Annotated in this window: 25 protein-coding genes; 16 read left to right on the forward strand and 9 right to left on the reverse strand. The window is 65.6% G+C overall.

Translation table 11 applies throughout. The features are described 5' to 3' along the window. Window positions 1-173: 173 nt before the first annotated feature. Window positions 174-1,205 (reverse strand): LacI family DNA-binding transcriptional regulator, encoded by a 1,032-nt coding sequence (locus B1790_RS18595; RefSeq protein ID WP_079924738.1) that lies wholly within the window; start codon window positions 1,203-1,205, stop codon window positions 174-176. Window positions 1,206-1,401: 196 nt separating this feature from the next. On the opposite strand from B1790_RS18595, the gene B1790_RS18600 reads away from it, so the two are divergent. The 6 genes from B1790_RS18600 to B1790_RS18625 all read left to right on the forward strand — a co-directional run bounded on the left by B1790_RS18600 (window position 1,402) and on the right by B1790_RS18625 (window position 6,596). Continuing rightward, window positions 1,402-2,364, forward strand: a complete 963-nt coding sequence (locus tag B1790_RS18600) for an asparaginase (protein ID WP_079924739.1) — start codon at window positions 1,402-1,404, stop codon at window positions 2,362-2,364. 49 nt (window positions 2,365-2,413) lie between these two features. Beyond that, window positions 2,414-3,301 (forward strand): polysaccharide deacetylase, encoded by an 888-nt coding sequence (locus tag B1790_RS18605; RefSeq protein WP_079924740.1) that lies wholly within the window; start codon window positions 2,414-2,416, stop codon window positions 3,299-3,301. Between the two features lie 106 nt (window positions 3,302-3,407). After that, window positions 3,408-4,775: an MFS transporter gene (locus B1790_RS18610; RefSeq protein WP_079924741.1), complete on the forward strand. Its 1,368-nt coding sequence runs from the start codon at window positions 3,408-3,410 to the stop codon at window positions 4,773-4,775. Next, the gene (locus tag B1790_RS18615; RefSeq protein WP_079924742.1) at window positions 4,772-5,551 is read left to right on the forward strand and encodes an SDR family NAD(P)-dependent oxidoreductase; all 780 of its coding nucleotides are present in this window, start codon (window positions 4,772-4,774) and stop codon (window positions 5,549-5,551) included. The genes B1790_RS18610 and B1790_RS18615 overlap by 4 nt, the downstream gene beginning before the upstream one ends. A gap of 14 nt (window positions 5,552-5,565) precedes the next feature. Continuing rightward, a complete protein-coding gene (locus B1790_RS18620) occupies window positions 5,566-6,315 on the forward strand; it encodes an SDR family NAD(P)-dependent oxidoreductase (RefSeq protein ID WP_079924743.1) in 750 nt (249 codons plus the stop codon). Window positions 6,316-6,362: 47 nt separating this feature from the next. Then, complete coding sequence (locus B1790_RS18625; RefSeq protein ID WP_142271385.1) at window positions 6,363-6,596, forward strand: hypothetical protein; 234 nt, start codon at window positions 6,363-6,365, stop codon at window positions 6,594-6,596. A 43-nt stretch (window positions 6,597-6,639) separates the two neighbouring features. On the opposite strand, the gene B1790_RS18630 is transcribed toward B1790_RS18625, so the two are convergent. Next, window positions 6,640-8,154, reverse strand: a complete 1,515-nt coding sequence (locus B1790_RS18630; protein ID WP_079924745.1) for a PucR family transcriptional regulator — start codon at window positions 8,152-8,154, stop codon at window positions 6,640-6,642. 178 nt (window positions 8,155-8,332) lie between these two features. Between B1790_RS18630 and B1790_RS18635 the strand changes: the two genes are divergently transcribed. The 6 genes from B1790_RS18635 to B1790_RS18660 all read left to right on the forward strand — a co-directional run bounded on the left by B1790_RS18635 (window position 8,333) and on the right by B1790_RS18660 (window position 13,501). Then, window positions 8,333-9,100 carry a 5-oxoprolinase subunit PxpA gene (locus tag B1790_RS18635; RefSeq protein ID WP_079924746.1) on the forward strand — a complete coding sequence of 256 codons (768 nt, stop codon included), beginning with the start codon at window positions 8,333-8,335 and terminating at the stop codon, window positions 9,098-9,100. Then, complete coding sequence (locus tag B1790_RS18640; protein ID WP_079924747.1) at window positions 9,087-9,335, forward strand: acetyl-CoA carboxylase; 249 nt, start codon at window positions 9,087-9,089, stop codon at window positions 9,333-9,335. Before B1790_RS18635 ends, B1790_RS18640 begins: the two co-directional genes overlap by 14 nt. Next, entirely contained in the window at window positions 9,332-10,690 is a 1,359-nt protein-coding gene (locus B1790_RS18645; protein WP_079924748.1) for an acetyl/propionyl/methylcrotonyl-CoA carboxylase subunit alpha, read from the forward strand. The genes B1790_RS18640 and B1790_RS18645 overlap by 4 nt, the downstream gene beginning before the upstream one ends. Then, on the forward strand, window positions 10,687-11,592 hold the full coding sequence (locus B1790_RS18650; protein WP_079924749.1) for an allophanate hydrolase subunit 1: 906 nt from the start codon (window positions 10,687-10,689) through the stop codon (window positions 11,590-11,592). Before B1790_RS18645 ends, B1790_RS18650 begins: the two co-directional genes overlap by 4 nt. Further along, window positions 11,576-12,553: a biotin-dependent carboxyltransferase family protein gene (locus B1790_RS18655; RefSeq protein ID WP_079924750.1), complete on the forward strand. Its 978-nt coding sequence runs from the start codon at window positions 11,576-11,578 to the stop codon at window positions 12,551-12,553. The genes B1790_RS18650 and B1790_RS18655 overlap by 17 nt, the downstream gene beginning before the upstream one ends. A gap of 171 nt (window positions 12,554-12,724) precedes the next feature. Next, window positions 12,725-13,501: a dienelactone hydrolase family protein gene (locus B1790_RS18660; protein WP_079924751.1), complete on the forward strand. Its 777-nt coding sequence runs from the start codon at window positions 12,725-12,727 to the stop codon at window positions 13,499-13,501. Window positions 13,502-13,593: 92 nt separating this feature from the next. Here B1790_RS18660 and B1790_RS18665 read toward each other — a convergent pair whose 3' ends face one another. From B1790_RS18665 to B1790_RS18675, 3 genes are all read right to left on the reverse strand, one after another. Beyond that, entirely contained in the window at window positions 13,594-14,415 is an 822-nt protein-coding gene (locus B1790_RS18665) for a phosphoenolpyruvate hydrolase family protein (protein WP_079924801.1), read from the reverse strand. Between the two features lie 5 nt (window positions 14,416-14,420). Further along, window positions 14,421-15,680 (reverse strand): Tm-1-like ATP-binding domain-containing protein, encoded by a 1,260-nt coding sequence (locus tag B1790_RS18670; RefSeq protein ID WP_079924802.1) that lies wholly within the window; start codon window positions 15,678-15,680, stop codon window positions 14,421-14,423. A 219-nt stretch (window positions 15,681-15,899) separates the two neighbouring features. Further along, window positions 15,900-16,109 carry a hypothetical protein gene (locus tag B1790_RS18675; RefSeq protein ID WP_079924752.1) on the reverse strand — a complete coding sequence of 70 codons (210 nt, stop codon included), beginning with the start codon at window positions 16,107-16,109 and terminating at the stop codon, window positions 15,900-15,902. A gap of 169 nt (window positions 16,110-16,278) precedes the next feature. Between B1790_RS18675 and B1790_RS18680 the strand changes: the two genes are divergently transcribed. After that, entirely contained in the window at window positions 16,279-16,527 is a 249-nt protein-coding gene (locus tag B1790_RS18680; protein WP_079924803.1) for a DUF3297 family protein, read from the forward strand. 212 nt (window positions 16,528-16,739) lie between these two features. Here the strand turns inward: B1790_RS18680 and B1790_RS34335 are convergent, their stop codons facing one another. Further along, window positions 16,740-16,946: a hypothetical protein gene (locus B1790_RS34335; RefSeq protein WP_142271386.1), complete on the reverse strand. Its 207-nt coding sequence runs from the start codon at window positions 16,944-16,946 to the stop codon at window positions 16,740-16,742. A 129-nt stretch (window positions 16,947-17,075) separates the two neighbouring features. Here B1790_RS34335 and B1790_RS35040 point away from each other — a divergent pair, with 129 nt between their 5' ends. The 3 genes from B1790_RS35040 to B1790_RS35885 all read left to right on the forward strand — a co-directional run bounded on the left by B1790_RS35040 (window position 17,076) and on the right by B1790_RS35885 (window position 18,597). After that, window positions 17,076-17,231, forward strand: coding sequence for a DUF6131 family protein (locus B1790_RS35040; RefSeq protein WP_198952043.1), 156 nt, complete (start codon window positions 17,076-17,078; stop codon window positions 17,229-17,231). A 149-nt stretch (window positions 17,232-17,380) separates the two neighbouring features. Then, window positions 17,381-17,944: a hypothetical protein gene (locus B1790_RS18685; RefSeq protein WP_079924753.1), complete on the forward strand. Its 564-nt coding sequence runs from the start codon at window positions 17,381-17,383 to the stop codon at window positions 17,942-17,944. Beyond that, window positions 17,941-18,597, forward strand: a complete 657-nt coding sequence (locus B1790_RS35885; protein ID WP_369832373.1) for a hypothetical protein — start codon at window positions 17,941-17,943, stop codon at window positions 18,595-18,597. Before B1790_RS18685 ends, B1790_RS35885 begins: the two co-directional genes overlap by 4 nt. Before the next feature lie 171 nt (window positions 18,598-18,768). Here the strand turns inward: B1790_RS35885 and B1790_RS18695 are convergent, their stop codons facing one another. From B1790_RS18695 to B1790_RS18705, 3 genes are all read right to left on the reverse strand, one after another. Beyond that, a complete protein-coding gene (locus B1790_RS18695; protein ID WP_079924754.1) occupies window positions 18,769-19,464 on the reverse strand; it encodes a fumarylacetoacetate hydrolase family protein in 696 nt (231 codons plus the stop codon). Window positions 19,465-20,226: 762 nt separating this feature from the next. Continuing rightward, complete coding sequence (locus B1790_RS18700) at window positions 20,227-21,627, reverse strand: vanadium-dependent haloperoxidase (protein ID WP_079924755.1); 1,401 nt, start codon at window positions 21,625-21,627, stop codon at window positions 20,227-20,229. A gap of 250 nt (window positions 21,628-21,877) precedes the next feature. Next, window positions 21,878-22,594 carry an alpha/beta hydrolase gene (locus tag B1790_RS18705; protein ID WP_158083839.1) on the reverse strand — a complete coding sequence of 239 codons (717 nt, stop codon included), beginning with the start codon at window positions 22,592-22,594 and terminating at the stop codon, window positions 21,878-21,880. Window positions 22,595-22,784: the final 190 nt, after the last annotated feature.

Below are 22,784 nucleotides of genomic sequence, written 5' to 3' on the forward strand. Positions count from 1 at the left end.
AGCGGAGTCGTGCCGGATGTCCATTGGGGGCATGGCGGTATCCCCGTCGCGACGACAGCCTCGACTGCGCCCATTGGTGTGGCCCGCAGCCGCGCGTAACTCTGGTTGCGCATGCCGATCAGCTTCTCGGCGAACTGGACGACGTACTGGCGCTCGTGCCGCGCTAACGCGGCTCAGCCGGATTGCCGCACAACGAGTTCCGGAGTGAGCCGCTCGGAATCCGGCGTACCGCCACCGAGCAGTTCGATCAGCAACTCGATGCCGCGGCGGCCCATCTCGTGCATCGGGGAGCGGACCGTCGTCAGCGGCGTCGGCATCTCGGCGACCAGCGGGGTGTCGTTGTAGCCGATAAGCGCTATGTCGTCGGGCACCCGGAGCCCATGGTCGCGCAGCACGCCGAGCGCGCCGATCGCCGCGAAGTCGTTGGTGGCGAAGATGGCGTCCGGGTAGGGCCGACGCGACAGTATCTTCTCGGCTGCCTGCCGTCCGCCCGCCGCGTCGAAGGGGCCCCACTCGATGCGCTCCGGCGCGACGCGCAACCCCGCCTCGGTGAAGGCGTCGACCGCCCCGGTGGTTCTTTCGATGGCGGTCGAGGCGAACGGCAACCCGGCGAGCACCGCCAGGTCCCGACGGCCGGCCTCGACCAGATGCCGGCCGACGAGAGCGCCGCCGAGCAGGTCGTCGCACGTGGCGGACACGTAGTCCCCGCTGCGGCGTGAGACGAGGACGAAGGGCGTTCCACGCTCGGCGAGTGCGCTGAGCAAGGGGTCGTGATGGTGCGCGTCGCCGAAGATGATCCCCTCGACGCGCCGCTGCAGCATCATCTCCGTGCGCTGGGCCTTGTTCGCCGGATCGTCGAGCGAGTTGGTGACGAACGTCGAGTAGCCGTGCTCCGTGGCGGCCTCCTCCACGCCTTCGTAGACGGTGGCGAGGACGAAGTCCTGCAGCCGGGGGACCAGTACCCCCACCAGTCCGGAGCGGGCGGTGCGCAGGCTGGCCGCATGCGGATGTGGCCGGTATTCGCGGGACTTGGCGTAGGCCCTGATCCGTGCGACGGTCTCGGCGGAGGCCCAGCGGGTGGCGTCGTCGCCCTCGGCCTTTAGCACGCGCGACACCGTCGACACGCTCACGCCGATCTCCTCGGCGATGACCCTCAGCGTCACCGGGGCGGGGAACTGCGCCGACGTTCGGCTCGTCTCGCCCATCACCCTCCTCGACCCGCGGCATGCGCCGCCTGGCGCCTGCGTAGCACCTTAGCTGGGCGGGAGGGGACGCGACGCCGTAGCGCGGAATTTACACAATCGTTTGGCCCAATCGATTGTGTCAAGCGTTTGGGTGCGCTTGACTGGGGAAAGGCCTTAGTGATCCAGATCTCTCGAACGCGATCGGAGCCCACCTGTCATGCCCCACGTCGTCGTCCTCACCAGCGGTGGGACCATCTCCTCACGCCGTAGTGGTGACTCGGTGGTGGCCGTGGACGACGCGTCGACTCTGCTATCCGGCATCGAGACCGGTGAGGGCGTCACCGTCGAGGCGCACGACGTGGTCCGCACCGGGTCGTACCGCATGACGCCGACCGACATGAGAGCCATCGCAGAGGCCGTCGCCTACCATCTCGGCCGCGATGACGTGGACGGCATCGTGGTGACTCACGGCACCGACACGCTCGAGGAGACCGCGATACTGCTGGACCTCACCCATGGCGACGACCGCCCCGTGGTCCTCACTGGAGCGCAGCGTGCGGCTGACGTCGCCGACACCGATGGACCGCGCAACTTGCGGGACGCCGTCGACGTGGCCGCCAGTCCCAAAGCACGCAGTACGGGTGTGGTCGTCGCGTTCAACGGATCGGTCTTCGCCGCCCGCGGGGTGCGCAAGTCGCACACCGTGGACCTGGCAGCGTTCTCGAATCCGGCGGGCGCCGTCGCGACGGTGCGCGACGGCGCCGTGCACGTGCACAACGTGCCCGTGCGGCCCGCACCGCAAGCCCCCGTGACGTCGGCCTTCGACACCGTGCGAGTAGACGTCGTCGCCGTCTATCCCGGCGCTGACGATGCGCTGCTACGGGCCTCGGTGACGGCTGGGGCGCGCGGCATCGTGTTGGTCGGAACCGGTCTTGGCAATGCTCCTGCGGGCATCGCCGAAGCGGTGGCCGACATAGTCGCCGGCGAGGTGATGATCGCGCTGTCCACCCGCGTGGCCGACGGCCCGGTGCTTCCGGTCTACGGCCACGGCGGGGGCTTCGACCTGGCGGCCGCCGGTGCCGTCGCAGCGTCGCTGCCGCCTTCGCAGACCCGCATCACCCTGGCGTTGATGCTCTCGGCAGGCGCCGCGCCTGCCGATATCGCCACCGCGCTGGGTTGATGTGCCAGATGACCCATGTAACCGCAACCACCGGAAGGGAATTGGCATCATGGCCAAGGAAATATTCGTCGCATTCGGCGTCGACGTCGACGCAGTCGGGGGCTGGCTGGGCTCCTACGGGGGAGAGGACTCACCAGGAGACATCTCGCGAGGCATCTTCGCCGGCGAGGTGGGCGTGCCACGCATCAACCAGCTCTTCGACCGCTATCAGCTTCCCTCCACCTGGTTCTGGCCCGGGCACTCCATCGAGACCTTCCCCGAGCAGTTCGATCAGATCGTCGGCGCCGGACACGAGATCGGGGTGCATGGCTACAGCCACGAAAACCCGATCGCCATGAGTCGCCAGCAGGAATCCGACATCCTGGACCACTGCATCTCGCTGATCGAAGACCGCTCGGGCACGCGGCCCACCGGATACGTCGCGCCATGGTGGGAGTTCAGTCGGGTGACCAACGAACTACTCATCGAACGCGGCATCGCCTACGACCACTCGTTGATGCACAGGGACTTCGAGCCCTATTACGTGCGCGTCGGCGACTCCTGGACTCCGATCGACTACGAACAACCGGCGTCCACGTGGATGAAGCCGCTGGTTCGTGGGCAGGAGACCGACCTGGTCGAGATCCCGGCCAGCTGGTACCTCGACGACCTGCCGCCGATGATGTTCATCAAGACCAGCCCGAACAGTCACGGCTTCGTCAACCCGCGACACATCGAAGAGATGTGGCGCGACCAGTTCGACTGGGTCTACCGCGAAAGTGATTACGCCGTCTTCACTTTCACCATCCACCCCGACGTCTCCGGGCGACCTCAGGTGCTGCTGATGCTCGAGCGTCTGATCGAGCACATCAACTCGCACGCCGGAGTCACCTGGAGCACGTTCGACGGCATCGCCAAGGACTTCGTGACACGGCGGCCGCGCGTCAGCACCAGCTAGCCGCAACCGGACCGGGGTAGCGATTGCGACCCGACACCCCGGCCCAGCCCACCTCCGAGCATTCAGGCCAACTACAGCACCAAAGCACCGGAAGGACTTCCAGCATATGAGCACCCCACCCGAAGACAACGACACACCACCCCTGCGGCGCATACCGGTCCGGGAAACGCGCAGGGCAACCGGCATCGCGTTCTTCGCCTGGACGATCGCCGTGTACGACTTCATCCTCTTCGGCACGCTGCTGCCACGCATCTCGGAGTCCTTCGGCTGGACTACGAGTCACGCGCTCTTCGTCTCCACGCTCGTCAGCGTGGGAACCGCGATCGTCGTGCTGGGCGTCGGCCCGATGGTGGACCGGTTGGGCAGGCGCAAGGGCATGATCATCTCCGTTGCGGGCACCGCAGCCTCGTCGGCCGCGACGGCGGCATCCGTCGGCGCCGCGTCCCTGATCGGTGTCCGCTCGATCAGTGGTCTGGGACTGGCCGAACAGTCGGTCAACGCCACCTATCTCAACGAACTGTACGAACTCACCGAAGACGAGAAGATCCGGCGCAACCGCGGCTTCATCTACTCGATGGTGCAGACCGGCTGGCCCATCGGGGCGCTGCTGGCGGCGGGCTTCGTCGCGGTCGTCACCGCCGTCTTCGGGGAAGGCTCCTGGCGTCTGGCCTTCCTGCTGGCCACCGTGCCCGCGATCATCGTGGCGCTGCTGTGCCTGAAACTCAAGGAGAGCCCACAGTTCCTGCTACAGCAGCGGATTCGCCGGCTGCGCAAGGACGGCGACGATACCGGTGCCGCACGAGTGGCCGGTGCCTACGACCTCGACCACGACGTCGCCGCGCCCCTCAAACGCATCTTCCACGGCGTCCACCTGCGCAACACCATCGTGCTGTCGGTGGCCTGGCTGTTCAACTGGTTCGCCATCCAGACCTTCTCCGTCCTCGGTACGACGGTGCTCGAGTCGGGCAAGGGGATCGACGCCTCCAACACCCTGCTGATGGTCGTGGTGTCCAACGTGGTCGGCGCGCTCGGTTACCTCGCACACGGCTGGGCCGGCGACCGCTTCGGTCGTCGCAACACCATCGCGGTCGGCTGGTCGCTTTCCGCCGTCTTCTTTGCCGCGATGCTGCTGGGTCCCAACACCACGCTCTACGTCATCGTCACCTACATGATGGGGCTGTTCTTCCTGTTGGGCCCGTACGCCGCCATCATGTTCCTGCAGGCCGAGTGCTTCACCACCGACTGCCGTGCCACCGGTAGCTCGTTCATCGGAGCCATGAGCCAGCCCGGCGCCATCATCGGCGGGTTCATTCTCGCGAGCCTCGCCGCTGCGGCGGTGCCGTACTCGACGGCTGCCTTGTACGTCGGTGCCGTCGGCGCGCTGATCTCAGCGGTCGTCGTGCTGTTCGTGCGGAAGGTCTCGTCGGCAGAGGAACTCGAGGAAGCCGCCGCAACCCCCGGCGCTGTCGGATGACCGCCGCGAAGCGACCCGACGCACCGGTTGCGATCATCACCGGTGCGGCCTCGGGCATCGGAGCCGCGACCGCGGTGTCCATGGCCAGCGTCGGTTATCGCGTAGGCATCGGCACTTACTCGGGCGATCCGCACGATCCCCACACCACCTTGCAGGCAGTCCACGACGCCGGAGGTGAGGCCGCCATCGTCGAAGTCGACGTCCGCAGCACCGAGTCCGTCGACGGCTTCGTCGCCGAGATACTCGGGATGTGGGGACGGCTGGACACCGCCGTCGCCAACGCCGGCATCCTGCGGGCAGCGCCGTTCGCCACGATGACCGACCAGCAGTGGGACGACGTGTTGCAGGTGGACCTGCACGGCGTCATGCGTACCGCGCGCGCCGCGGCACCACACTTGGGCGCTGGCGGTTCCATCATCGCCATCTCGTCCATCGCAGGCGGCGTCTACGGGTGGGGCGAACACGCGCACTACGCCACTGCGAAGGCCGGCGTGATCGGCCTGGTCCGGAGCCTGGGTGTCGAACTTGGGCCGCGGGGCGTGCGCGCCAACGCCATCATCCCCGGACTGATCGAGACGCCTCAGTCGCTGGACGCGGTCAACTCGCTCGGCCCCGAGGGGTTGCGCGCGGCCGGTGCCAACATTCCCACCGGACGGGTCGGCAGACCCGAGGAGATCGCCTCGGTGGCAACGTTTCTGGCCAGCGATGCAGCCTCCTACGTCAACGGACAGGCCATCGTCGTCGACGGCGGACTGACCGTCCTCATGCGCGACTGACAGGAAGGACGCCAATGACGATCCCCCAAAGCTCCCTGCTGCAGGGCCGCACCGCGCTGATCACCGGAGCGGCCAGTGGCATTGGACGTGCGGTCGCCGCGCATTACCTCGCGGCGGGTGCACGCGTCGTCGTCGCCGACCGCAGTCCACGCGCCGCCGATGTCGCCAGTGAACTAGGGGCCGACGGCGGACTCGTTCTCGACGCCACCGACGAGGACGCCGTCGACGCCACGGTCGCGGCGGCCACCGAGATGCTGGGCCGCATAGACATTCTGGTCACCTCGCACGGCATCCTCACCCAGTCGCCGGTGGTGGACATGTCGTCGGCCCTGTGGCAGGAGACGCTGAGTGTCGACCTCACCAGTGTGTTTCTGCTCAATCGCGCTGTCCTGCAGGGGATGCTCGACCAAGGGGGCGGACGCATCGTGAACGTGGCCTCACAGCTGGGCATCAAGGGCGGCGAGTCGTTGGCGCACTACGCCGCCGCCAAGGCGGGTGTCATCGCGATGACGAAGTCCCTCGCCCTGGAAGTCTCGTCGCGGGGTGTGCTCGTCAACGCCATCGCCCCCGGACCCATCGAGACACCGATGCTCGACGGGATCGACGACGAGTGGAAGCGGGCCAAACGCGCCGAGCTGCCACTCGGCCGGTTCGGCACCGCGGACGAAGTGGCCCCCACCGCCGTGCTGCTGGCCTCCGACCCGGGCGGAAACCTTTTCGTCGGCCAGGTACTAGGCCCCAACTCCGGTGACGTGATGCCCTGATGTGTGGCGCGTGCGGTGCAGGCCCGCCAGACGACATGGCGGCGTTCGTGTCCGGACCTCGCCGTCGGGCCGCCATCGCCGCGGCCGCCACCAGACATGCTCGGGGGGTTCGCGTCCGGGTCGTCGACCGTGCGTGGACCGTCGCCCGGCCCACCGGCAAGGTCACCGTGTGCCGCACGTTCGATCAGCTGCTCGACGAGCTGACCGGCCGCTGTGTCGACCGCCGGGTGCTGCGTTCGGTGCTGCTCGACGCGGCGGGGTCCGTCCCGACTCCCAGCTGACGGCCGGCCACGACGACCCACGCCCGGTGGCATGGGCGGCTCGTCACTCGGTAGTCCGAGCGCGGTCCGGAATGATTTCCTCCTGCATCTCCCATACGGCAAGGGCGACCGCGCACGTCGTCTTTCCGTCGACCGTGCTCAAGGAGACCCCCAAGAGCTCGCCGATTCGATTCAACCGGTAGGCAAGGGAATTGCGATGAATGAACAAAGCGGCGGCGGTCTTGGTGGGGCTGCCGTCCGCATCGAGGAACGCTCGCAGAGTAACGATCAGATCGGAGTTCGTCTCGTCGTCATAGTCGCGAAGGGGCCGTAGAAACTCGAGAGCCTGCTCCACACCGCCCTTCGTGAGCGCCGTCGCGAGAACGGACGGTAGATCGAATCGCCGCGCAATGGTGGGCTCGTTCACGCGAACGAGTTGGCGCGGTGAGGCCAGGATGGCGGTGCGCAGACTTCCGATGCCGACCATGGGGGCCGTGACGATCGCCGGTCTGCGCGGGGCTATGTCGTGCAAGCGATGGATGACCGTGGTCTGGGCATCGTCGACGTCGAAGTTCTGGCCGATGAGCAGGGAGAAGTGCTCGGCTTCCAGTAGCCCGAGAGTTGGAAGGATGTCTGCGAATTGAAGTCGCATCCGCCACGCATCGTTCGGATCGGCCCCGGCGCGGAACGTGGTGAGCAGCGTCGGCTTCTGGGGATCGAAGCCCGCGGCGCGCATCAATTTCTTCGTGTACCGGGGCGACTCGGTGTCGGGCATGCGCAGGTGCTCGATCAACGAACGCATCCGGTCGTTCTCGACGTTGTACTGCTCGGCGGCAGAGTGCAGATGGAGGCTGACGATGGATCCCACCGGGCCGAGCAGTGGATCTATGACGGATTCGCTTCGTGGCGAACGGACGGCGATCGAAAAGCGCTCGCTGCCACGCACCGGGTTGAGGCGGCGTAGGTGTTCGGACATGCCGTCGGACGTCTTCCGGGTGCGCGCCGCAGGCAACTTCCAATTCATGCCCGGCGGCTGGCTGGCGACCATCCGCCCTTGCGAATCGACGAGTCCAACCTCGCCGCCCACGGCCGTTCGGATCTGCTCGAGGAGTTCCAGCAGAGTGGTCCCGCGTGCTTCGAGTTCGGCGCAGGTGTCGGCCAATTCGAGCGAACTGCGAAGGACGGCATACTGCTCGGCCTGAATGCTGTCGTTCACGAGGCGGTGCACCTGGAGAAGGTTGACCGGCGGCGCCACCTCCAGTACGGGGACGTCGAAACGGTTTCCAGCGTCAATCAGGCCGCCGGGGACCTCGGGGTGGGCGATGCCGGAATTGAACAGGATGCCCGCAACGGGCACCTCGGCAAGGCGCTCCACGTAGGCGTCCCACGTCCGGGCATCCTGGAAGTTCATGGCGATACCGGTCAGTGTCACCAGTTCGTTTCCCTCGAGAAATGCGGTCGGCTCGATCAGCTCCGTTGGCGCGACCGTCGAGATGGGCCGACGCATCCGCGTGGGTTGCGTCGCAGTCTTCAGTCGGAGGGCGAGGTATTGATTCGACATCAGTTCGGCCAGTTGCACGGCTTACCGCCTTCTTGGTGCACTTACGGGTCCTCGGCGACAGGTTTCGTCGACGTTACGGTCGAGATGCCGTTGCGCGCTGCAATGCACAATCTCGTGCAGATGCCCAAATAGATTCCCATGTTTTCGTGCTGATGCACGCTATCTGGGGTGGTGATGTCTGCATAGCGTTTCCTCCATGCCATCCGCCATCACCGTCAACTCCGACCTCGGAGAGTCATTCGGGCTGCACAGCTTTGGCCACGACGACGAGCTCCTCACCCTCATCGACGCCGCGAACATCGCCTGCGGTTTTCATGCCGGCGACCCCCACGTCATGTCGACCACCGTCGTCAACGCTGCCCGCGCCGGCGTGGCGCTGGGAGCACACCCCGGCTTGCCCGACCTCACCGGCTTTGGACGGCGCCAGATGACCCTCTCGGCCGACGAAGTGCGTGACCTGGTGATCTATCAGGTGGGGGCACTGAGTGCCTTCATCGCGGACTCGGGAGGCCGCCTCAACCACATCAAACCGCACGGGGCGTTCTTCGGAATGCTCTCGCGCGACGAGGATCTGATGAGACCACTAGCGGAACATGCGGCCCGGCTGGGGGTTCAAGTCTTCGGGCTCGCCGACACCGCGCACCAGCGCGCCGCGGACGAGGCAGGCGCACAATTCGTTCCGGAACTCTACGTGGATCTGAACTACGACCATGACGGGAATCTGGTCATCGTCCGACGACCTGAGACCACCGACCCCGGTGCCGCAGCGGCTCGGGTGAAGTCGGCAGTCACCACCGGCACCATCAGCGCCGACGACGGCACCACGTTGCCAGTTCAGTTCTCCAGTATCTGCGTGCACTCCGATACCCCGAACTGCGTGGAGGTGGCGAAAGCCGTCGTATCTGCGCTCCAAGAATGCCAGCAGGCATCTCGTCCCGAGAGGCAAACCATTGGCCACCCATGAGATCTCAACTCCGCTACCGGGAATCTTCTACCGAAGCCCCGGACCAGGAAAACCGCCCTACGTCTCCGAGGGTGACCACGTCGAAGCCGGGCAGGCGATCGGTCTCGTGGAGATCATGAAGCAGTTCAGTGAAGTGAAGAGTGACGTGGCCGGGGTGATCGCCGAGTTCGTCGTCGACGATCTTGGTGAAGTCGATCCGGGGACCGTCATCGCAACACTCACGGAGGACCAGTGAAGCGACTACTTGTAGCCAACCGCGGCGAGATCGCCGTTCGCATCATCCGGACGGCGCACGAGGTCGGACTCGAAACCGTTCTCGCCGCCAGTGAGGCCGACCGCGCCAGCCTGGCAGCAGAACTGTCCGATTACGTGAGTGTCATCGGTCCCGCGCAGGCGGCCAAGAGCTATCTCAACTCGGCAGCCGTCATCGAAGCGCTGAAGGCTTCCGGGGCGGACGCGGTGCACCCCGGATACGGATTCCTCTCCGAAGACGCAGAGTTCGCGCGAATGGTCGAGGCCACCGGCGCAACGTGGGTCGGGCCGAGTCCCGATTCCATTGCCCTGATGGGCAACAAGGCCGCTGCCCGCCAAGCGGCCAAGGATGCCGGCGTCCCGGTTTTGGTCGGCAGCGACGGTGCCGTCGGACCCGAGGACGACGTCGAGGCGATCGCCGAGTCGATCGGCTACCCACTGTTGATCAAGGCCTCGGCAGGAGGCGGGGGCCGCGGTATCCGAATCGTCGAATCGGCCGAGAAACTGGCGGGGGAGATTCAGCTTGCGGTCGCGGAGGCCGGTGCCGCATTCGGAGACCCTGCCGTGTACCTCGAACGCTTCATCGACAAGGCGCGCCACGTCGAGGTGCAGATCCTGGGTGACGGAGTGGACGTCGTCCACCTCTTCGATCGCGACTGCTCGCTACAGCGGCGTCAGCAGAAGATCGTCGAAGAGACGCCCGCGCCCAATCTGCCCAGCCACTTGCGAGACCAAATGCTGACCGCAGCAACCGATCTCGGACGCCGCTGTAGGTACCGCGGAGCGGGCACGGTCGAATTCCTCTACGACGGGGCGCGCGGTGAAATCTGCTTCATCGAGATGAACACCCGACTTCAGGTCGAGCACCCGGTGACCGAGATGATCACCGGCATCGATCTGGTACGTGAACAGCTGCGCATCGCCGGCGGCGAAAGGCTCGGCTACGACCAGAGCGCCATCACCCGCAACGGCCACGCCATCGAGATGCGCATCAATGCCGAGAACCCGGCTCAGGGGTTCATGCCGAGCCCGGGAACCATCACCGAGATACGTTATCCCGGCGGGCCGGGAGTGCGGGTCGACAGCGGCGTCGTCGGCGGCTCCGCCGTGTCGCCCTACTACGACTCGCTGGTGGCCAAGGTCATCGTCTGGCACTCCGATCGACCGTCCGCGATCGCGCGAGCGCGGAGGGCGCTGTCCGAACTCCGAATCATCGGGGTGGACACCACCGCAGTGTATTTGGAGGCGGTACTCGCCCATCGAGCCGTAGCCGACGCGACGCACCACACGAAGTTCTTGGAACAATCCGCCGAGCAACTGTTGCAGGGGACAGCATGACCGCCACCGAACTGCCGGAGCACGCCCGATACTCCTGGGGCGGCGATGAATTCCTGTTCGTCGAGATCGACGAAGCCATGAGCTTGGAAGGCTTCTTCGTCGTCGGCGCACTCGCCGAGGAAATACGCGCCGCGAAGATCGGCGGAGTCACCGACATCTGCCCGACGAACAACTCGCTCCTGCTCCGCTACGACCCCGACGTGACGGCACCTCGAACACTGCGGTCGCAGGTCCAGGAACTCGAGACGCGGGTGCGCGCCGGCACATCCCAGACCTCGACGGCGCGGGTCATCGAAGTCCCGGTTTGGTACGAGGATCCGTTCACATCTGAAGTGGGCGAACGCTTTCGGTCCAACCACCAAACACCGGACAAGAGTGACCTCGACTTCGCCGCCGAGGTGAACGGCTTGGCCGACGCGCAGGAGTTCATCGAACGTCACCACGCCACACCGTGGATGGTGACCGCCGTCGGCTTCGTTGCCGGACTCCCGTTCATGTACCAGATGGCCCCCCGTGAGAGGCAGTTGGAGGTGCCCAAGTACCTCAGTCCCCGCACCGACACCCCTGCTCTGACGGTCGGGCACGGCGGCTGCTTCTCCGTCGTCTATTCGGTCCGCGGGGCTGGTGGGTACCAGATGTTCGGCATCGCTGCAGCGCCGGTGTTCGCCTTGGACTCAGCTCTGTCGGACTTCCAGGAATCACCGGTGCTGTTCCGTGCCGGCGACATCGTGAAGTTCACACCGATCGACGAGAAGCAATACGGCGCAATCCAAACCGAGCTCGAGCAGAACACGTTCCGCTACAGGCGTGCCGAGGTCGAATTCGATCTCGCCCGGTGGACAGCCGATCCCGACGCATTCAACGCACACGTACTGGAGGCCCTCGATGGCGCTACTGATTGACGAGCCGGGCCTGCAGTCCACGATCCAGGATCTGGGACGACCAGGGCACTACGATGTGGGCATCCCCCTTGGGGGTGCGATGGACACGGTCTCCCACGAGATCGCAAATCTGTTGGTGGGGAATCCTCGGGAAGCTGCGACGATCGAAGCGACCTACACGGCACCAAAGTTCACCGTCACCGCGCCGACCGTCATGGCGGTGACGGGCGCCACGATGGACGTCAGCGTCAACGGTGACTCCGTTCCGCAGTGGACCGCCGTCGCGCTCCAGGAAGGTGACGTGGTGGCCTGTGGCTTCGCATCGGCAGGCACCCGGACGTACCTCGCCTTCGCAGGCGGGATCGACGTCCCCATCGTTCTGGGGAGTCGAGGCACGTACTCGCTGGGAAAGCTCGGGGGCCTGCACGGTCGTCCGCTCGCAAGCGGGGACTCCGTGCCGATCGGAGCCTCGGATCGTCAAAGCCCAGCTCTCCGAACACTGCCCGAGGATCTACGGCCGTCGTTCTCCCGCGCTGTCACCACCCGCGTGGTCGTAGGCCTGTACGCCCACCTGCTCACCACGCACTCGTTGGACATGCTGACGTCGGCGGAGTGGAAGCTGACACCGGTAGCCGATCGGACCGGTCTTCGCTTCAAGGGCGAAGAGAAGTTCCAGTTCGAAGAACGCGAACAACCCTTCGGTGCGGGATCGGACCCGTCGAACATCGTCGATGCCGGATACGCGATGGGCTCGATCCAGATACCCGGCGGGAGTCAACCGATAGTCCTGCACCGAGACGCCGTCTCGGCAGGCGGTTACGCCATGGTCGCAACCGTCATCAGTGCCGACATGAACGTCCTCGCCCAGCTGGCTCCGGGCTCGACGGCTTCATTCGAAGCCGTCACCATCGACGAAGCACTGACCGCACGCGAGGAGGCCTCGTCGAGGCGCGCACGGATACGAGGGGCCCTGTCGAGTTAGGGCGGCGCTGAGCGCCCGATACGGCACCGGTTTGCACGTCGGCGCTTCACCCCGGAGCCACCACCATGCGTGCCGGGGGCTGCCGCGGAGGTTTCGGTGTCGCCGTCGTGAGTCTTCGGCTCAGGGCGAAACCCATGTGTGACCACGAATGAACTCGATAGCGTTTCTGCCATGGTCGTTGCGCGCCAAGCAATCTACGAGGTCGACGGCCGGAGGATGGTCGGCCACTTGACGCGTCCCGACGGTGAGGGTCCATGGCCGGCGGTGCTTATCGGCCACGACGGAATCGGTCTGGAGGACTACCAACGCGGCCGCGCAGACATCCTCGCCGACCGCGGATACATCGTCCTCGCCATGGACTATCACGCTGGCCGCACGTATTTCGGGGAACCAGAGGCGATGCTGGCCCGGGTCATGCCGCTGCTGGCCGACCCCGGTCGCATGCGAGCCATCGGTCGGGCGGCGCTCGAGGTTCTACTAGCTGAACCTGGAACCGACCGTGAACGGCTGGCGATGGTGGGGTTTGGCGCTGGCGGCCGAATCATGCTCGAACTCGCCGGTACGGGCACGCACGTCAAGGCACTCGCAGCGATCCACCCGGCCTTGCCAGCGCCTACCCACGCACTGGAGTGGGGGAGTGTCAGCGGAGCATTCCTGTTTGGCACCGGCTCCGAGGATCCCCTCTGCACCCCCGAGCAACTGTTGGCCTTCACCGCCGTCCTTCAAGACGCTGGGGTCGATTGGCGCGTCAACGTCTATGGCGGAGCTCAGCACGCCTTCTGGGCCGCACCCATGCAGCCTGGCGACGCGGCGGACCGTCCCGAACCTGCACAGCTGGCTACGGTTCCCGGTGTCGGGCATCATCCCCTGCACGCGACACGGGCATGGCGTGCGGTGCTGGACCTGCTCGAGGAAACGATGGCACCCGATCCGCGTGGTCGTGCATGAGCAGCCACCGCCCCACCAAACGGCGTGCAGCGATCCGCCTTCAGTGCTCGCTGCACGGGACGTCCGGCCTGCCCTCCGAAGGCGCGGGGCCGTCAGAGGGTCATGGCCTTGAACTTCTCCGCCTGTCCGCGGATGGCGATTTCGGTGGGGAGCCGTTCCAGCGACGATGCGCCGAAGAAGCCGACGATTCCGCTCGTGTGGTCGAGGACGTACTGCGCATCCTCCGGCTGTGCGATCGGCCCGCCATGGCACAGCACGATGACGTCCGGGTTGATCGCCTTGGCAGCGTCGTGCATGGCCTGGACCGAGTTGACCGCGTCCTCGAGCGTGAGCGCCGTCGATGCACCGATGGTGCCGCTCGTCGTGAGTCCCACGTGTGGGACCAGGATGTCGGCCCCGGCCTTGGCCATGGCGGCCGCCTGGTGGGAATCGAAGACGTAGGGTGCCGTCAGTAGTCCCTTTCGTGCCGCGGTGGCGATCATCTCGACTTCGAGGTCGAAGCCCATTCCGGTCTCTTCGAGGTTCTGCCGAAATACGCCGTCGTAGAGGCCGACTGTCGGAAAGTTCTGTACGCCAGTGAATCCGATGCGGATCAGCTCGTCGAGGAACCTGTCCATGAGACGGAATGGGTCGGTTCCGCACACGCCAGCCAGCACAGGCGTGTGCTTGACGACTGGAAGCACCTCGTTGGCCATTTCGACGACGATCGCATTGGCGTCACCGTAGGGGAGCAGTCCGGCGAGCGACCCGCGCCCGGCCATGCGGTAGCGCCCCGAGTTGTAGATGATGAGGAGATCGATCCCCCCTGCCTCGGCGGCCTTTGCAGATAGGCCGGTGCCGGCCCCTCCTCCGACGATGGGGCGGCCGGACGCCAAGGTCTCGGCGAGTCGGGACAACGCTTCGCTTCGCAACACGTGGATCACGAATCCTTTTGAGAAAGAGGGTGGTTCATGGTCGTTCTGATGAGCTGATCGAGCGCTTCGGCCATCCGCCGACCAAATCCCTCGTCGTTGATCGCGGTGGGGACGTCGTGGACGGTGACCGCGGTGCCTTCCAGTCCCGTCCGGATGGCGGCGAAGAGTGCCCGATCGGCGTCCGGGTCGGCGAACGGTCCGCCCTCGACGTCGATGCCGCTAACCCCTGCGAGGGGAAGGAATACCTCTGCGGGACCAGTACTTTCAGACAGCTTGGAGGCGATGATGCTGCCCAGTTCCGTCATCTCTGCCCGCGTGGTGCGCATGAGGGTGATGGTGGGGTTGTGGACGAGGAACAGCCGTTCGGAGAAGGTCGCTGGGACTGACGCCCTGGGTCCGAAGTTCACCATGTCGAGAGCACCGACGCTGACCACCTGCGGCGTGCCGAACTTCGCGGCAGCCTCCAAGCGGTGCGGGCCTGCCGTCAGCACCCCGCCGACGAGTTCATCGGCCAGCTCCGTTGTCGTCAGGTCGAGGACACCGGCCAGGAATCCGCTGGCGATGAGGCCCTCCATCGCCTTGCCTCCGGAGCCGGTGGCGTGAAAGACGAGCACCTCGTAGCCCAATTCGTCCAATCGGGCCCGCGCTTCGTTGGCGGCCGGCGTGGTGAGGCCGAACATGGTCATGCCAATCAGCGGCTTGCCGTCGGCCGCGTCGGGGGCATCACGGAGGCCTTCATATCGCCTGGCCATCCCTGCCACGGCGGATGCGGCGTTGCCCAGCACCTGGCGCGAGATCCGGTTGATGCCCGAGATGTCGACCACCGAGTACATCAGCGTCACATCGGATTCGCCGACATAGGGGCCCACGTCGCCGGAGGCCATCGTCGACACCAACAGCTTAGGAACGCCGACAGGTAACGCTTGCATCGCCTCGGCGGCGATGGACGAACCACCGGAGCCGCCGATCGCCAGAAGCGCGTCGATGCGTCCCTCGGCGTGCAAGGCGCGCACGATGGCGGCACTGCCCGTGGCCATCACGGCCATGGCTCGCCCGCGATCGTCGGCAGCGCGGAGCGCCTCCAGACTGGAACCGCCCGCCGCCGCGACCTCGGCGGACGTGACGTCAGCGCGCGACGACTCCTGCGAGAAGGTTCCCACGTCGATCAGCAGAGTGGCGCAATTCTCTGCGGCCAGCTGGTCGACCAGCCACGCGTACTCCGTCCCCTTGGTGTCCAACGTCCCGATCAGACCCACTGTCGCCATTGACACGTCGCCTTCCACACTCGCCGGATTACGCTCCCGCCCCGCGCAATTCAAGCTTAAGCCCCACAATCCCCGACCATTGCCTGCCCATGTTCGATTCCGCCGTATTCCCCGCGATACGCAGCAGTGCATTGGGGGGAACGACAGGAGATAGGCGCGGACAGCGGTTGCCGGACCCCGCCAACCGCCCAGTGTTCGCCCCGGCCTCGTTGTGGCGGTTCACGCGACACTGCTGGCGATCGCGACGACCAGCCCGGCCAAGGTCAGCACTCCGACGATCACCGCGGCGGCGGTCGCCCGCCCGCGTCGGTGCCGGCGTGCGTCGTAGAGCGCGACCGCGATGCCAGCGAAGATCAACGCGGCATAGACCGACAGACCCACCGTCAGCGCCGCCGTTGACGCTGCGGTGGCCGTGGTCACGTGGTGCACGCCGTGAGCCTACGGCGCGAACGTGCGCATCGCTGCGGGTAATGAAGCGCCTTTCTCGGCCTCGCTCGAGGAATGAATGTGAGGCGGCCCTTCAAGGCCTACGACAACCGACTACGGCAGGGTCGCGTAGATTCCTTGAGAACAATCCGAGCATTCAACGAAGGCCATGATGTCCGAGGACCAGAACACAGACGTTCCACCGAATCACCTCTCCATCGACCCGCGTAGCGCCTTCTACAGCGAAGAGGTGCTTCGCCGCGACGTGGGTATTCGCTTCAATGGCGTGGAGAAGACCAACGTTCACGAATACAACGTGGCCGAGGGCTGGGTGCGCGCTGAAGTCCCCACCGCGAAGGATCGCCGCGGAAATCCCATGGTCGTCAAGCTCAGCGGCACGGTCGAACCTTATTTCCGCTGAGCGGACCAGCGGTCGCCTAGCAGCTACGACGAGTGCTGCTTCGCGAAGTCCCAGCGGTCTTAGCGCTCAACGCGCGGCGCAACGCCAGGCTGGCGACTGGCGCGGGCGCGACGTAGAGCTTTGGATGAACCACGCACTGTGAACAGGGTTGGCGCTCAACACGATTCGTGCCACACCTATGGCCTAGCGGCGTGCCCATCTGAGACGGGTCACTAGGCACTCGCGTCGGCGGTGCCTTCGCCCTGAGGACCGTCGATCCGCGACCTCCCTGCCGTCGGGAGCGATCGCCGTAATTGTGCCGGACTTGCCTGCGAGACCGTCACCCGGTACGGGCCGGCCTGGACGTGCTCGGTGTGCACGACGTAGTCCAGCGGGTCGGCGACCGCTGCCCGCGCCCCCGTGGATAGGCGCTCACACATCCCTCCCTAGGGGTGTAGTGCGGTACCCCCGACGGTGGTCGACTGAGTGCACGCCGAGCACCTGGTCAACCGGGAAGGGGCACCAAGGGCCCGATTTCAGCGATGCAGAACCTTAGAAAGGGCAAAGCCATGATCGTTCTCGGAATCATTCTTCTCATCGCAGGATTTCTCCTGCACATCTCCATCCTCTGGACGATCGGGATCATCCTGGTCGTCGTCGGGCTGATCCTGACGCTGCTGGGCTCGACGGGGCGCGCAGTGGGCGGTCGACGCACCTACTACTGATCGACGCGCTTCGGCCCGTCGGGCAGTCGGCCGCGCGGAAGCACTGCGCGACAACGTCTTCGGGCCATTCTGGACTCGATCCAGAACTATTGACGTTTGCGTCGAAAACCCGCGGGGTACGCCCTGCTCAGCATAGGAGGTAAGTCGAAATGCCCAATTGGATATGGATAGTGGTCGCGATCGCCGTCGTGATCGTCATCGTGGCGGTGGTGGTCATCGCCACCCGGGGCCGACGTGATTCGGACCGGCTCAAGCAGCGCTTCGGTCCCGAGTACGACCGCACGGTGTCCGAGGCCGGCGACGAGCGGGCCGCCGAGAAGGAACTGATCGCCCGGGAGAGGAAGCGGGACAAGCTCGACATCCGGCCCCTGAGCCCCGCGGCGCTGGACGGCTTCACCAACAGGTGGAGGGCCGTACAGACCGCGTTCGTCGATCATCCGTCGAGCGCGGTGGGAGAAGCCGATCTGCTCGTCACGGAGGTGATGCGTGAGCGTGGCTACCCGGTGGACGACTTCGACCGCCAGGCCGCCGACATCTCGGTCGACCACCCCACGGTGGTCGCGGATTACCGCGCAGCACACGACATTCACCTCGCGCAGCAGAAGGGGGACGTCGGCACCGAGCAGCAGCGCCAGGCGTTCGTGCACTACCGCGCACTGTTCACGAAGTTGCTCGAATCGGAGAAGGACAAGTCACAGGAGGCACGCGCATGACCACCCACGATCAGCACACCGATTACGACCCGTCTCTCGACCCGTCGACCGCGCAGCGTCCCGCCGACCGGCAGGACCATCCCACCGGTCAGGGCGCCGCACCGGAGTACGACCAAAACTCTGGCTACGCCGATCAGTCAGCGGGCCTTGGCGCTCGACCGACGTCAGAGCCGCCATTGTTGGAGACTGTGACGCAACCGAGCGACGAGCGTCTCGCCGAGCCGTCGGACGAGCGACTCGGCCATTCGTCGGACGACCGGATGAACCAGCCTGCTGGCGACCACCTCTCGCACGAGGGGTCGGTGCCCGATCCGTCTGGCGTCCAGGGCGTGTCATCGCGCACGGCCGACACCGGCGCTGCTGGCGGACGGTCATCGGCGATCGGGGACGACCTCTTCGCCGACGATGAGATGGTCGGGCTCCGCGCCCGGTGGGACAGCGTCCAGGCCAGCTTCGTCGACGACCCGAAGGAGTGCGTGCAGAAGGCCGACGGCCTGGTCTCCGACGTCGTCGACCAGCTGACATCGAGCTTCTCCCATGCCCGTTCGCGTCTGGAGGAGCAGTGGGCCCGCGGCGAGGAGGTCTCGACCGAGGATCTGCGGATCGCCCTGAAGCGCTATCGGGAGTTCTTCGACCGCCTGCTGGCCGTCTGACTCTCTGCCGCTACGACATCGGCCCTCTTGCCCGCCGGCAGGGGGCCGGTGTTCGTTCGTCGGCGGTGCGGTCGGGCAGAAGCTCCAACAAGGCCGCGGTGGCGACAGACACCGAGCCAATGCCCGGCAACTTTAGGTGATCGCCAGTGGGCCAAGGGTTTTTGCGGTTGGTCACTCCACGGTGAAGGTGAGTTCACCGATGCCGTCGATGCCTCCGGCGACCGTCTGTCCACGTTCGATGGGACCGACACCAGACGGTGTTCCCGTCATGATGAGGTCGCCTGGCTGCAGGACGACCGAGGCGGACAGTTGTGCCACGACGTCGGCGACGGGCCAGATTTGGTCTGCGAGGTCACCCTCTTGGCGTAGTTCGTCGTCCACGGTGAGCCAGATCCTGCCCGACTTTCCCCTGTCGCCGCTGGCGGGCACCAACGGTGATAGTGGGCCGGAGGCATCGAACCCCTTGGAGAGATCCCAGGGTCGCCTAGTGGCCTTCGCGTCGTCTTGCATGTCGCGGCGGGTGAGATCCACGCCGACCGCATAACCCCAAACATGTTGCAAGATTGAGGTAGCCGGCTCGTTGGTTACGGTTGAGCCGATCGCGACGACGAGCTCGATCTCATGGTGCAGATTGTGGGTCGCGGGCGGATAGGGGAGGACACCCGGCCTGCCGCCGCGATAGCCCTCGCCGACGGTGAACACCGCGTCGGCCGGCTTCGTGAAATAGAACGGTGGCTCGCGGTCGGGGTCTGATCCCATTTCGCGGGCATGGTCGGCGTAATTGCGTCCGACGCAGTACACCCGACGTACCGGAAAGCGGGCGTCGGAATCGTCGATCGCCAGAGTTGGCGGCGATATGGTGAACATGACTCCACCTCTACATTTCGTACTCGGCGGCGAGAACGGCGCTTGATTGTCCACGGCAACCATTATGGTGTCCGTCTCCTCCCGGAGACCCTGGTCCAAGGGGGATTGACGCGGAACGACACCTCGTCGGCGCTTGCGTCAGGAGAGGGGACCTGGCAGTGGAGTGCAAACGACGAGCTGGCTGCAGGATTGCCCTTCAACCTTGTCAGCCGACGCGGGTCCCTTTCGCCGGTGTCACCGGTGGTCGCACCCTTTGTCTTTAGTCGGCATGGCGATCGGACGTCGTGGTGGCGCCGTCGGGGCGACACTGGCCGCGGACAGGCATGAACACAGAAGGGCAATGAACATGACCAGAACGCGGAACATGACCAGAACGCGCGACGTCGATGTCCACCACGTTCGGGCCTGGGTCGACGCGGGGGAGACGGTTCGCATCGGCCACGGGTGACCAGGCCCGACTATCGCGGCGCCGGCGCGTCTGACAAACCCCGAGACGGGTACGACTAGTGGACCGTGGCCGGTGACATTCACGGTCTCGTGCGCTGCGGTACCGCGATTTCGCGAGCGTGCGATGACTGCTTCGACGCCATGCACCGCCGACCCCGCGGGAACGGAACCCAGTCATCCCAGTCGAGCTAGGCAAATCGTCGCCAAACGGCACCTGACAGAGGTTTCCGCGATGCGGTTGAATTTCAGTTTCCGCGTTGGCAATTCGGCGTGATCATCGGCAGATCCCTCGCCCCGGCTCCACTGCGACATGTCCTAGGCCGTGCCCCCCAGTGACGGCGCCGTGTTGAACAAGGCGTGCGCTTCCTGTCCGATGGCGAGGCCAAGGGGGACACCGCCGACATTCTTGCTGGCGTTGCGCGGGATGCCGTCGAACCGCCAGTGCACGCCCAGATAGACGCGGCTCACCGAGTTCTCCCACACCGGCTCGACGAAGTTGTTGAACGGGATCGGCACGCGCGTGCGGATCGACCCGTCTGGGTCACTGCACACGCCGTCGAGTTCGTCGGAGACGAAGGTGAAACTCTCCGCCGCAACCGGCGGGGACGCCCCGGTTTCGACGTTGAGCACGTCCTGGAGGGTGATTGCAGGCGCGGTCTTCAGTCCCAACCTCAACGCCTGCATCAGCGCCGCGCCGAAGGTCGCGTGGCCAGACGGATAGGCGGGGAAGGGCGGGGTGAGCGTGCCGCGAGCGGCATTGGTCTGCGGCATACCGAGCGGTGCCCAGAATGGGTCACCATCCGGGTCGGCCCCATTGCGGATGCCAACCACGGGGCGCCACAGGTCTACAAGCGACGGCGCCACGCGGTTGATGTATTTGTGATGCCAGCAGTCGATGCCCGCGTCCGCCATGGCGACGTTCACGACCGCGAACAGCTCGGCCAGTCGGGGCAACGAGAGCCCGCGGTTGCGTACGACTTCGCGTGCAATCTGGTTGTAAAGCCGCGGCGGCACGCCCAGATTGTTGGCACCGTCATAACCCCAGTAGACGCCGCGGCGCTCCTGCTTGGCCGTGCGCTGCCGCCGGGCTACCGAGCCGTGTTCGCGTACCTCTTCGAAGTCCGCGCGAAAGTCGGGATCGGCGAGGTAGTCGGGTAGACCGTGTCCCGGGAAGCGATCGAGCGGCTGATGCGCCGTGCCAGTGAAACGCTTCACATCGCCCCAGACCGGCCCGAGCTGGGCCTGACCCGGCGCATAGGGATCGGCGCGGTGCTGGCCATAGACCGGCGCCGTGGGCTGCGGGCCGGTCACCATCGTTGCCGAGCCGTCACTCTCACGATGCTTGAGCATCGCTTCGCCGACCAGTACGCCGCCGTCGAAGGCAGCCGTGTTCACGCTGCCCAGCGCGTCGTCGAAAATTGCCCTGTAGGTGGGGTGAGGGTAGAGGGCCTTGAGCGTCGTCACAGCGGCGCCGGCGATGATGTCGTCGACCGGGCCAGTCAGATTCGGAATCGGTGGCATCACGTTCTTCTTGGTGAGATAGGCAGCCGCAGGGTTGTTGCGGAAGGCGACCGCGTCATGGATCGCCAGATGCACTATCGCCATGGCCCGCGAGGTCCGGATCGGCCCAGGTTGCTGGTTGTTGACATAGCCGCGGCTGAAGTCCCTCCGCGAGGCTTCGAGAAGTACGGAATTCCAGAAAAGCACGCTGTTCATGACATTCACTCCTGCACAGATCGTCGGATCGTCAATATCGGATGCAGACAGTTAAATTGGCGCGCGCACGCCCGGCACCAGTAGTCGACTACTCGTTTTTTCGCTGTTGATTCGAGTAGAGCGGGAGTACCGTGGTTGCTTGAACTGCGTTGGCGCGTCGGGCAGAAACGTCAGTGACTATGCCGCGTTCCGCGTCGAGAGCTTCAATTTATTCGTCGAACCGGCCCCGGACGGAGATGGCGGGCCCTCGTCAATTGATGAAGGCTCTGGCGACGAAGGACGATATCTGCTTGCTGGCTTCTTTCGATTCCGGAGCAGGCAAAAGGATGAAGCCGTGGAATCCGCCGGCTACCTCGACAAGCGTCGCATCTACACCGTCGGCACGCATGCGGGTCGAGATGGTGCGGGAGTCATCGAGTAAACAGTCGTGGGTACCGACGACGATCAGCGTGGGGGGAAAGTCGGCGAATGAGCCGTAGAGGGGTGACACCAGAGGCATCCTCAGATCACAGTCACCGGCGTAGGCCACTGCACTACGCGAAAGACCGTTGCGGGAGAGCAGATCTCGAGGTTCGTTCCGCACGAAGCTCTCGGAACTGTTGGTGAGGTCTGCCCAGGGGAACATTGTCACGAGACCTTTCGGCGCGTGACCACCCTGGTCCAACACTCGCCGCACCAGCGACATGGCCAGACCACCTCCCGCGGACTCTCCGACGATGACGGTGGGCCGTTGGCGCGCCACCTCCGAGTAGACCGTCCACACGTCATCGAGCGCCGCGGGGAACGGATGCTCCGGCGCAAGCCGGTAGTCGACACTCACCAGTTCCGCGCCCAGGCAATGGGCCAGCCCGCTGTGGGCACGGGCCGCCAGGGAGCTACCGGCGACGAAGGCCCCGCCGTGTACGTGGAAGATCAATCCTGCTTCCGCCCGGTCCGGCCGGAACCACCGAACGGGCACCCCTGCCACCGAGTCGGTGGACTCCTGGACTCCGCGCGCCCTTCGCTGGAGCGACTCCATCGATCGGGTGATTCTGCGCGTCTTCCCCACATCTTGAACACCGTCCGATCGCGAGGTCGCCAACAGCACGAGCTTTTGGAGAGCGAGGAGCCGTCGGCTCGGACGGTGAGAATTGGCTACAGACAAAGGCTTTCCTTCA

It is taken from the genome of Mycobacterium sp. AT1, assembly GCF_002043095.1.
Classification (GTDB): domain Bacteria; phylum Actinomycetota; class Actinomycetes; order Mycobacteriales; family Mycobacteriaceae; genus Mycobacterium.

Coding starts and splice junctions, on each gene's coding strand:
- B1790_RS18635 (WP_079924746.1), top strand. CDS start 8,333: ATGCCATCCGCCATCACCGTCAACTCCGACCTCGGAGAGTCATTCGGG.
- B1790_RS18605 (WP_079924740.1), top strand. CDS start 2,414: ATGGCCAAGGAAATATTCGTCGCATTCGGCGTCGACGTCGACGCAGTC.
- B1790_RS18660 (WP_079924751.1), top strand. CDS start 12,725: ATGGTCGTTGCGCGCCAAGCAATCTACGAGGTCGACGGCCGGAGGATG.
- B1790_RS18670 (WP_079924802.1), bottom strand. CDS start 15,680: ATGGCGACAGTGGGTCTGATCGGGACGTTGGACACCAAGGGGACGGAG.
- B1790_RS18695 (WP_079924754.1), bottom strand. CDS start 19,464: ATGTTCACCATATCGCCGCCAACTCTGGCGATCGACGATTCCGACGCC.
- B1790_RS18700 (WP_079924755.1), bottom strand. CDS start 21,627: ATGAACAGCGTGCTTTTCTGGAATTCCGTACTTCTCGAAGCCTCGCGG.
- B1790_RS18610 (WP_079924741.1), top strand. CDS start 3,408: ATGAGCACCCCACCCGAAGACAACGACACACCACCCCTGCGGCGCATA.
- B1790_RS35885 (WP_369832373.1), top strand. CDS start 17,941: ATGACCACCCACGATCAGCACACCGATTACGACCCGTCTCTCGACCCG.
- B1790_RS18650 (WP_079924749.1), top strand. CDS start 10,687: ATGACCGCCACCGAACTGCCGGAGCACGCCCGATACTCCTGGGGCGGC.
- B1790_RS18680 (WP_079924803.1), top strand. CDS start 16,279: ATGTCCGAGGACCAGAACACAGACGTTCCACCGAATCACCTCTCCATC.
- B1790_RS34335 (WP_142271386.1), bottom strand. CDS start 16,946: ATGTGTGAGCGCCTATCCACGGGGGCGCGGGCAGCGGTCGCCGACCCG.
- B1790_RS18655 (WP_079924750.1), top strand. CDS start 11,576: ATGGCGCTACTGATTGACGAGCCGGGCCTGCAGTCCACGATCCAGGAT.
- B1790_RS18600 (WP_079924739.1), top strand. CDS start 1,402: ATGCCCCACGTCGTCGTCCTCACCAGCGGTGGGACCATCTCCTCACGC.
- B1790_RS35040 (WP_198952043.1), top strand. CDS start 17,076: ATGATCGTTCTCGGAATCATTCTTCTCATCGCAGGATTTCTCCTGCAC.
- B1790_RS18685 (WP_079924753.1), top strand. CDS start 17,381: ATGCCCAATTGGATATGGATAGTGGTCGCGATCGCCGTCGTGATCGTC.
- B1790_RS18595 (WP_079924738.1), bottom strand. CDS start 1,205: ATGGGCGAGACGAGCCGAACGTCGGCGCAGTTCCCCGCCCCGGTGACG.
- B1790_RS18620 (WP_079924743.1), top strand. CDS start 5,566: ATGACGATCCCCCAAAGCTCCCTGCTGCAGGGCCGCACCGCGCTGATC.
- B1790_RS18615 (WP_079924742.1), top strand. CDS start 4,772: ATGACCGCCGCGAAGCGACCCGACGCACCGGTTGCGATCATCACCGGT.